We start from the raw sequence: 8,534 nt of genomic DNA, 5'->3' as shown, positions 1-8,534 counted from the left end.
AGAGAATACGTTTGTAATAATAAAGCAAGCTATAAGTGTTGTTAATAATTTAGTTGTCATGTGTTTATAAATTTATTTTTTTATGCCAAATTCAACATCTTGATATAATCCTTCTTGATGTGTATTAAAAATTTAGGCTTAATGTTTATTTTTTATTAAATATATAGTTAAAACCTAATTGTAAAGATACACTTTGTGCATTATAAATGTTTTTATATTGTAAAAAATTATCTGCCATTACATAAAAATTGAAACCTCCTAAATGGGTAGATATACCTAAACCTACATTATTAAATGAATAAGAATCTATAGTATAAGTAGCTTTAACTCTTAAATTATTAAATAATCTTCTGTAATAATAAGCTGTTAAAGCTAATTGTGGTTGCTTAGGTCTATTAATCGCATAGAGTTGCATCCCTACTGCATTTAAATAACCATTATCTTCTTTTAAACAATTACAATCTTCACTTTGCTTCTTACCAAACGAATAATTTAATGATGCATTTAATTTTACAGGTCGCCAAGTAGTGTACTTTGTTGCAGTGCTATCCAATTCAAACAGGTCTTCAAAGTCTTCACCTACTTCATTCCAATAATCTTCGGCTGTTTGCCCGGTATCTGTTTCTGGAAAAAGCGGGTTTATCCCTTCAAAACTATAAACACCATCTACTACATAGTTTTTTATGTCTTTACTGTGTCTAACAAAACCAACATCCAATAAACTGGCATCTAAAGACCACTGCTTTGTTAAATTATAAGTAAAACCTATATCAAAACCCAAACCCAAATTCCCCCCTAATAATGTACGTTTAACTAAATCTTTTCCTGAAAAATCTGAATCCTCTTCAGTTATACTATTCAACCCAGATGTTCTTAACTCTAAATCTAAATTAAAAATATGATTATAAAAATTGTTTTCTCCTGGAATAGTAACAAACACCCCTTTGTTATTTGTTGAATTTAAATTGATAATATTTGAATATATCTTGCCTCTTACCCCATAAGTAAAACTTGAGTTAACTTTTTTGTTGTATCCCACGTGTAAGACTGAAATAACTTCGGCATTAACATTTACATGATTTAAGTTAAACCGTCTGTTAATATTATTTGCATTTCCTTCTAAAGCTAAAACTGCAATATCTTTAGGAAAATAGGCTATAAAATCTGTTTCTTGATATAAACCAAAACTTAAATATTCTTTTTTTTTATAACTAGGTCCCATTGCAAATCCGGCAGAAAATATTTCAAGTTGCTGATTAAATATAAAAAAATCTGTTGACTTCATTTTATTTACTGCATTTTGAAGCTTTACATTGAAATCAACTCCGTCTTTAGCAAAAAGGTCGTAGACAGATATTCCAGACGACCCACCATTTACATGAATATGAGAAAGTAGTGGTATGCCAAAATACCAATCATTTTTTATTTGCCCACCAGGATTTTGTAGTAATGATTGTGGCAATTCTGAAAAACCATAAAGTACTTGTTTATTCTGCGAAAAAGACAAGCAGGTTATTAAACCAAATAACAAACTAGCTTTTCTCATTCAGATTCTTCAATTTTTAAATAGAATATACCTTTTGATTTTAATTGGATTCTTCCAGGTGTATTATCATTAAGAGGCGACCCTCCAGATAGTGCCTGCACAGTCAATATTACCTTATTTGACGCTTTTAAAGCATCAAGTAATGTATTTTCAAATACTTCAGTATGCGTGGATACAATATCTGTATTAGTTGGAGACGCTAGGGAAGAAATTGTAAAAGAATGCTTGAGCAAATCTGTATCATCTAAAAAGTCAATTTGAACACTAAATGCTCTATTAATAGAGTTCGTAGTTTCAAAAACGAATTCTGCCTTAACTACATTATCTACAACAAAATCGCGATTAAATAAATCAATAATAACAGAATCTCTAATAGTACTTAATTCACTACCGTCAATAAAAAATTTAGTAGCTGGTGCATTAAAAAAAATTAAATCTGAAGCTAAAATAGGTTCTAACGTTAAATCCTTTGCTTGATTAAAGTCTACCTCTTCAGTACATGAAGTTATAAAAAAACCATAAAAGGCAGCTACAGCTAAGTATTTAACAATTTTCTTTATCATAGGTTAAGTTAAACGAATAATACCATAAACATATTATGAAGCTACAAATATTTCTTGAGGTGAATTAGGTTGTCAATTTGCTTAACTCTTGCTTCTAGCTTATCGTTATAAGTACCAAAAAAAATAGCATCCATTCCAATATTTAGTGCTCCAAGTACATCTGCTTCATAATTATCTCCAATCATTATTGATTGGTCTACATTTACATTTGCAACTTTTAGTGCATAGTTAAAAATCTTAGGATTTGGTTTTTTAACACCTACCGACTCAGAGTTAGTCACGGTTTTAAAATAATGATTTATGTTAGCATTTTCCATTTTACCTTGCTGCACTTCGCTAAATCCGTTTGTTATAATATGGAGGTTATAACTGTATTTTAAATAATCTAAAATTTCAAAAGTATTTTCAAACAAATGATTAAAACTACTTAAATATGTAATATAATCTTCTGAAAGTTTATTTATTACATCTTTTTCTATAGTAAGATTTATTGCATTAAAAGCATCATTCAATCTCCCAAAACGCAATGACTCTTTATCTATTTTTTCATCTCTGTAGAGCTTCCAGTAATTTAAGTTTATAGGTTCGTAATACGATAAAAATTCATTCAAATTAGCATCAATATTATTCATCTCAAAAATCTTATGGAATGTTAGTGCTGAGTTTTTATCAAAATCCCAAAGTGTATGATCTAAATCAAAAAATATATCTGTAATACCTTTAATCTTCATTTACTGATTCTAAAATAATATTAAACAAGTCTTTAAACCCTCTCCAACGTGGTTCGTTACTAAATGTATAGTTATGAAATACAGGAACAAATTCTCCGTTCACCTCTTTTATTTCATTTATAATTTCATTTAAAGCTTTCTTTTTATCTAATAATGATTGTATTTTTAACAAGGCATAATCCATAAGATGATACGAGTGTATTTTTAGAGGTGTTTGCACTTCGTAATCTAAATCGTAAAACAAAAATGGTGTACAAGATCCTGCTCTAAAACCTATATGATTTATGTAACCCATGGTGTAATCTTCTTTAATTTCTAATTCTACAAGATTTCTGTAAGATTCAGGCAAATTAAGTTTTGAATACGATTGTCTTGAAGCTGTTAAAGAGGTGTTTATAATAGCCTCTATTTGTAACTTTTCTTTCTTTAAAATTAATATATTGTCAATTGCAAAAAAAGATGTTTTTAATCCAACAATGCAGTAATCTGCTACTTGTTTAATAAGCGATATAAATTTCTTTTTATTGGCATTAATACCTTTGTCGTAAGTAGAATACGCCCCAATTAAAAAGAAAAACACGAACTTAAAACGGCTTTGCTTTTGTTTATTTATAATGTATTTAAAAGTATCAAACGGATCATGTTTTAAACCAAAAATCACCATAAATCTATTATAAAAACTTTTAAATTTTAATTGTAGCAAATCTTTAACAGCGCCACCCCAAGTTCTCATAATGCCTTTTAGTTTATAATTATAGGCACTCGGTACATCTATTATTGGTTTTATACTATATACTCTTTTAGGAAAATTAAAATCAGGGAAATGATTTTGTAAAGCATCTTTGAGCTTAAACGCCCAAATATCTACAACAGGTTGATGTAAAAAACCATGTTTGAACGCAATACTTTCGGTAGCTAAAAAACGCCCAAATTCGTCTCTTACTTGTGGTAAATATTCTTCGTATCTAGATAACAAGTAAAATGAAGAAGCAAAAATATCAAACGGTATAGCGCTCTTTTCACCATTAAAAAAAAAGCCTTTAGTTTCATCCCAATCATGTATATGTATTTCTACATCCGATAAACCTTGCTCGAATAAAATATCGTGGCTCTTAATAAAAAACTCATTACCTAGTTGTTGTTTTGTATACGACATTTTTAAACTATCGTGCGCAATAAATTTTTCAATTTTTGTGGTAAACGAAACATCAATACCCAATACTCTTGTGAAAATATGCTTGAAAACATATTTTATTCTTGGTGATATTTTATGAGTGTATACTAATAACATTTTATAAATGTAAATTCTAAAATTTAAAAAAAATAAATTCCAAAGGTTTTCTATTTTTGGAATTTGAAATTTGAGCTTTAATATTTTTGCATTTTTAAAGAAATGCTTCATCAGCAAAACTAAAGTATGCTTTTTCTGTTATAATTAAGTGATCTAACACTTTTATATCTAAACTTTCAGCTGCTACTTTTAATTTTTGAGTGATTTGTTTATCAGCTTCACTAGGTTTTAAAGTTCCAGATGGATGATTATGAGTTAAAATTAAACCTGTGGCTCCTAGCTGTAATGCATTTTTAAGCACCAAGCGCACATCAACCAAAGTGCCTGTAATGCCGCCTTTACTTAATTGATTCTTTTGAATCACTTTATTAGAATTATTCATATAAATAATCCAAAATTCTTCGTGTTGCAGCTCGCCAATAATAGGTTGCATCAATTCGAAAACCGACGTGCTGGACGTAATTTTATTTTTCTCCAAAGCCTCACCTCCTCTTCGTCGTCGTCCTAATTCCATCGCAGCAGTAATAGTTATGGCTTTTGCTTCTCCAATACCTTTAAATTCCATTAGTTGTTCAACAGACAGCTTCCCTAACTCGCTTAAATTATTATCTACACTTGACAAAATACGTTTGCATAATGCCACGGCACTTTCTTCTCTGTTACCCGAACCAATTAAAATAGCAACTAACTCAGCATCACTTAAGGCAGACTTGCCTTTATAAAGTAATTTCTCTCGGGGTTGATCGTCTTGTGCCCAATTTTTTATTGAAAATGATGATGGTTTTTCAGACATTTGATAAATCTACATAATTTTTTGATTTTTGTTTTATAAGAAAACGAAGAAAATTATAGAGTAGATTATCTTTGACACAAAAGAATATACTATTACTTATATTGAAGTAACTATAATTATTGTAAATTTTAAGTATAAATAAAGTATTTTAGTAAAACACTTTATTTAGATTCCCGTTTTATTCATTGTTTAATATTTTATAAAAATGAATTCATAAATATTTCGATTTCACGGGAATAACAATTTCAACAGGTACTCAAGATTCTACCTTGAATGCTTTTTTAAATTAAAATATGAAATATGAAGTCTTTATTTGAAACTGAAACTCAGCAAATCATTTTAAGCAGAATACAAAACTTAAATGAAACATCGCAACCCAATTGGGGCAAAATGAATGTTGCTCAAATGCTTACACATTGCCAAAAACCATTAGAAGTTGCCAATGGTACTTTACAATTACATACAAAAATTGGTTTTGCAAAAAAGATTATGTTTAAGCTTTTTAAATCTGCTATGTACAATGATAAGCCTTGGCAAAAAAATTTAGGAACCGTAAGAGAATTTAGAATAACAGACTCTAAAGAATTTGCAAGTCAAAAAGAAAAATTGACACATGTTATTAATGAATTTTCTCAATTAAAAGAAAAAACAAGTTGGCCTACGCATCCGCTTTTTGGAAATTTTACTCCTGAGCAATGGGGCAAAATGCAATACAAACATTTAGATCATCATTTAACTCAATTTGGCGTTTAATAGTTATGAATTACCCCCCAAAGCACCATCAAGAATCCGATATTAATCACATGATTGAAGTGATTAAAACCTATCCTTTAGCAACTGTTATTTCTGTAAAAAACAATGCGCCTTTAGTAACGCATATTCCTTTAGTCTATAATGAAAGTGGAAAGCTGATTGGGCATATAGATAAGTATAACCCACAAGCAGAATTACTTAAAGATAATAATCCAGTAACTATTATTTTTTCTGGACCACAATGTTACATTTCTCCAAGTGTTTATACAACCACACAATTACCTACTTGGAATTACATAAAAGTACATTTAAAAGGAACTGTAACCAAGATACACGATGAAAAAAAAATAAAACAAAGTTTAGTAGATATGACTAATTTACTTGAAGCTCCAGACCATAAATTCAAACTAGAAATAGGCAATCCACGAATGCACGGTTTAATTAATTACATTAAAGGTTTTGAGATTGATATTACCGATTGGGAAGGCAAATTTAAACTCTCACAAGACAAAAAAAAGAGTGATATCGTTAATGCAAAAGCGGAACTTATACGTGCCAACAAATCTAGTATTGAGTCTTTTTTAAGTAAAGTATTTAACTAGAAACAGCATGAAGAACTCTGCACTAGTTCTACTTTTTTTCATACTCTTTAATATTATAGGTTGTAATAAACCAACAAAGGAAGTAGAGCAAAAACCAAATATTATTTATGTATTGGCTGACGATTTAGGCTACGGCGATATATCTAGCTTTAATGAAAACGGACAAATAAAAACTCCAAATATTGATCAATTAGCTAGTGACGGCATCAAGTTTACTGATGCGCATACCTCATCGGCGGTTTGCACACCAACCCGATATAGTATTTTAACAGGGCGGTACAATTGGAGAAGCACATTAAAAAGTGGTGTGCTTACAGGAACATCAAAAGCATTAATTCCAAACTCAAGAAGCACGGTAGCTTCCATATTAAAAAAACAAGGGTACCACACCGCATTTATAGGAAAATGGCATTTAGGTTGGAACTGGGCTTTAAAACACAAGGATTCAACCCTAGGGAGTGGTTGGAATGCTACAGATTTTGATAATATAGATTTTACAAAACCTATAAAAAATGGCCCAAACGATTTAGGTTTTGCTTATGCTTATGGGCATTCTGGTTCGTTAGATATGGCTCCTTATGTTTATGTTGAAAATGGAAATATTACAATAGCACCTGATTCAATTACAGAAAACACTGGCAAATATTCATGGTGGCGAAAAGGGCCAACTTCAAAAGATTTTATTCATGATGATGTTACGCCTAATTTTTTCAGAAAATCATTTGAATACATCGCCGAAAAAGCTAAAGATGATAATCCATTTTTCTTATATCTAGCACTACCATCTCCACATACACCCATTTTACCTACCAAAGAATGGTTGGGTAAGAGCAATTTAAATCCTTATGCAGATTTTACCATGATGATTGATGCTTACATGGGGCAACTTACCAAAACCTTAAAACAAGCTGGAATTGAAGATAATACTATTGTTATTTTTACAAGTGATAATGGATGTTCTCCACAAGCAGATTATGACGTTTTAAAAGCAAAAAACCATAATCCGAGTTATATATATCGTGGACATAAAGCCGATATTTTTGAAGGTGGACATCGTGTACCTTTTATAGTTAAATGGCCAAATAAAATAAAGCAAGGTGTCACATCAAAAGAAACCATTTGTACAACCGATTTTATGGCAACTTGCGCCGAAATTTCTGGACACAAACTCTTAGACAACGAAGCCGAAGACAGCTATAGTTTAATGCCAATATTTAATCAAAAAAAACTTAGTAAGCCGTTTAGAGAAGCAACCATTCATCATTCCATTAACGGAAGTTTTGCTATTAGAAAAGACGAATGGAAACTTATTATGTGTGCAGGTTCTGGTGGTTGGAGTTTTCCACGACCTGATGATAAAACGGCTATCGATTCTTTACCTAAATATCAGCTTTATAATTTAGAAAAAGATCCGAGTGAAACTCATAATGTAATAGCATTGAATACCGAAAAAGTAGAAGAATTAAAATCCTTGCTTACCAAATATATTGTTGAAGGAAGAAGTACACCTGGAAAACCTCAACAAAATGATTCGATTTCATTTGATTGGAAACAAATAAAATTTATTGAATAATCTATATTATACAAACTTTACTTTGTCAGAAAAAAAGCATAACTTCGTTTAACTGCTGATATAAAACATTAAAACGATTTCATATCAATTGAGCATTGGCAAACATTTGATGAAACAGAGAACTAAAGACATTTTAGCAATTATTTTGATAATTATAGTAGTTGCTGAATTACTAATTTATAAATCTGAATTGAATTTTGCCTACTCAGATATTTATACAATTTCCATTCTGAATTTAATTGTTTGTATTGGATTTATTTTCTGGCATTCAAAAAAATTAGGAGCTCGGATTTTATTAACTTTTATAACAATTGGAATCGGATTACTAATTCTTTTCTTTGAGTTTGTCCGAGATTTTTCGCAGACTGAAAAAAGATACAATTCTTGGGAAATAAATAACTATGAAATTATTTATGCCAATCAAGAATATTTCGCTGGACCTGGAAGCGAAGCATATTTGAAATTGAGGAAAAAATATATTTTCGGATTATTCTATAAAGATATTGACGAAATCGAAAATAATTCAACCTTCTTGAAACTTGGAAAAACAGATTGTATAGTGGAATTTTTAAAAACCAAGACTGAATTTGACCTTTGCGAAAACAAACAACTGAAATAAAAACGATTTGCCAACAAAGAACTGAGTTAAAAAACAAGCAATATTAAGCTAATCTTGAAACAA

9 protein-coding genes are annotated in these 8,534 nt (G+C 30.0%); 4 read left to right on the top strand and 5 right to left on the bottom strand.

The genetic code is table 11. The features are described from left to right. Positions 1-145: 145 nt before the first annotated feature. The 5 genes from AADI82_RS11430 to radC all read right to left on the bottom strand — a co-directional run bounded on the left by AADI82_RS11430 (position 146) and on the right by radC (position 4,924). The gene (locus AADI82_RS11430; protein ID WP_341216564.1) at positions 146-1,546 is read right to left on the bottom strand and encodes a DUF5723 family protein; all 1,401 of its coding nucleotides are present in this window, start codon (positions 1,544-1,546) and stop codon (positions 146-148) included. After that, complete coding sequence (locus tag AADI82_RS11425; RefSeq protein ID WP_341216563.1) at positions 1,543-2,109, bottom strand: hypothetical protein; 567 nt, start codon at positions 2,107-2,109, stop codon at positions 1,543-1,545. The genes AADI82_RS11430 and AADI82_RS11425 overlap by 4 nt, the downstream gene beginning before the upstream one ends. 41 nt (positions 2,110-2,150) lie before the next feature. Next, positions 2,151-2,840, bottom strand: coding sequence for a YjjG family noncanonical pyrimidine nucleotidase (locus AADI82_RS11420; RefSeq protein WP_341216562.1), 690 nt, complete (start codon positions 2,838-2,840; stop codon positions 2,151-2,153). Beyond that, the gene (locus AADI82_RS11415) at positions 2,830-4,131 is read right to left on the bottom strand and encodes a polysaccharide deacetylase family protein (protein WP_341216561.1); all 1,302 of its coding nucleotides are present in this window, start codon (positions 4,129-4,131) and stop codon (positions 2,830-2,832) included. The genes AADI82_RS11420 and AADI82_RS11415 overlap by 11 nt, the downstream gene beginning before the upstream one ends. A gap of 94 nt (positions 4,132-4,225) precedes the next feature. Then, on the bottom strand, positions 4,226-4,924 hold the full coding sequence (radC, locus tag AADI82_RS11410; RefSeq protein WP_341216560.1) for a DNA repair protein RadC: 699 nt from the start codon (positions 4,922-4,924) through the stop codon (positions 4,226-4,228). A 300-nt stretch (positions 4,925-5,224) separates the two neighbouring features. Between radC and AADI82_RS11405 the strand changes: the two genes are divergently transcribed. The 4 genes from AADI82_RS11405 to AADI82_RS11390 all read left to right on the top strand — a co-directional run bounded on the left by AADI82_RS11405 (position 5,225) and on the right by AADI82_RS11390 (position 8,471). Continuing rightward, the gene (locus AADI82_RS11405; protein ID WP_341216559.1) at positions 5,225-5,677 is read left to right on the top strand and encodes a DUF1569 domain-containing protein; all 453 of its coding nucleotides are present in this window, start codon (positions 5,225-5,227) and stop codon (positions 5,675-5,677) included. Between the two features lie 5 nt (positions 5,678-5,682). Next, a complete protein-coding gene (locus AADI82_RS11400) occupies positions 5,683-6,279 on the top strand; it encodes an FMN-binding negative transcriptional regulator (RefSeq protein WP_341216558.1) in 597 nt (198 codons plus the stop codon). A 7-nt stretch (positions 6,280-6,286) separates the two neighbouring features. Next, positions 6,287-7,852: an arylsulfatase gene (locus tag AADI82_RS11395; RefSeq protein WP_341216557.1), complete on the top strand. Its 1,566-nt coding sequence runs from the start codon at positions 6,287-6,289 to the stop codon at positions 7,850-7,852. 88 nt (positions 7,853-7,940) lie between these two features. Continuing rightward, positions 7,941-8,471: a hypothetical protein gene (locus tag AADI82_RS11390; protein ID WP_341216556.1), complete on the top strand. Its 531-nt coding sequence runs from the start codon at positions 7,941-7,943 to the stop codon at positions 8,469-8,471. Positions 8,472-8,534: the final 63 nt, after the last annotated feature.

The sequence above is a fragment of the uncultured Wocania sp. genome, from assembly GCF_964021735.1.
GTDB lineage: Bacteria > Bacteroidota > Bacteroidia > Flavobacteriales > Flavobacteriaceae > Wocania_A.
Note: the sequence above shows the minus strand (reverse complement) of the source record. Positions and strands in the feature narration are given on the sequence as shown.

Excerpts from the sequence above, each read along its gene's own strand:
- AADI82_RS11395 (WP_341216557.1), top strand. The coding sequence starts at position 6,287 with ATGAAGAACTCTGCACTAGTTCTACTTTTTTTCATACTCTTTAATATT.
- AADI82_RS11425 (WP_341216563.1), bottom strand. The coding sequence starts at position 2,109 with ATGATAAAGAAAATTGTTAAATACTTAGCTGTAGCTGCCTTTTATGGT.
- AADI82_RS11430 (WP_341216564.1), bottom strand. The coding sequence starts at position 1,546 with ATGAGAAAAGCTAGTTTGTTATTTGGTTTAATAACCTGCTTGTCTTTT.
- AADI82_RS11415 (WP_341216561.1), bottom strand. The coding sequence starts at position 4,131 with ATGTTATTAGTATACACTCATAAAATATCACCAAGAATAAAATATGTT.
- radC (WP_341216560.1), bottom strand. The coding sequence starts at position 4,924 with ATGTCTGAAAAACCATCATCATTTTCAATAAAAAATTGGGCACAAGAC.
- AADI82_RS11405 (WP_341216559.1), top strand. The coding sequence starts at position 5,225 with ATGAAGTCTTTATTTGAAACTGAAACTCAGCAAATCATTTTAAGCAGA.
- AADI82_RS11420 (WP_341216562.1), bottom strand. The coding sequence starts at position 2,840 with ATGAAGATTAAAGGTATTACAGATATATTTTTTGATTTAGATCATACA.
- AADI82_RS11400 (WP_341216558.1), top strand. The coding sequence starts at position 5,683 with ATGAATTACCCCCCAAAGCACCATCAAGAATCCGATATTAATCACATG.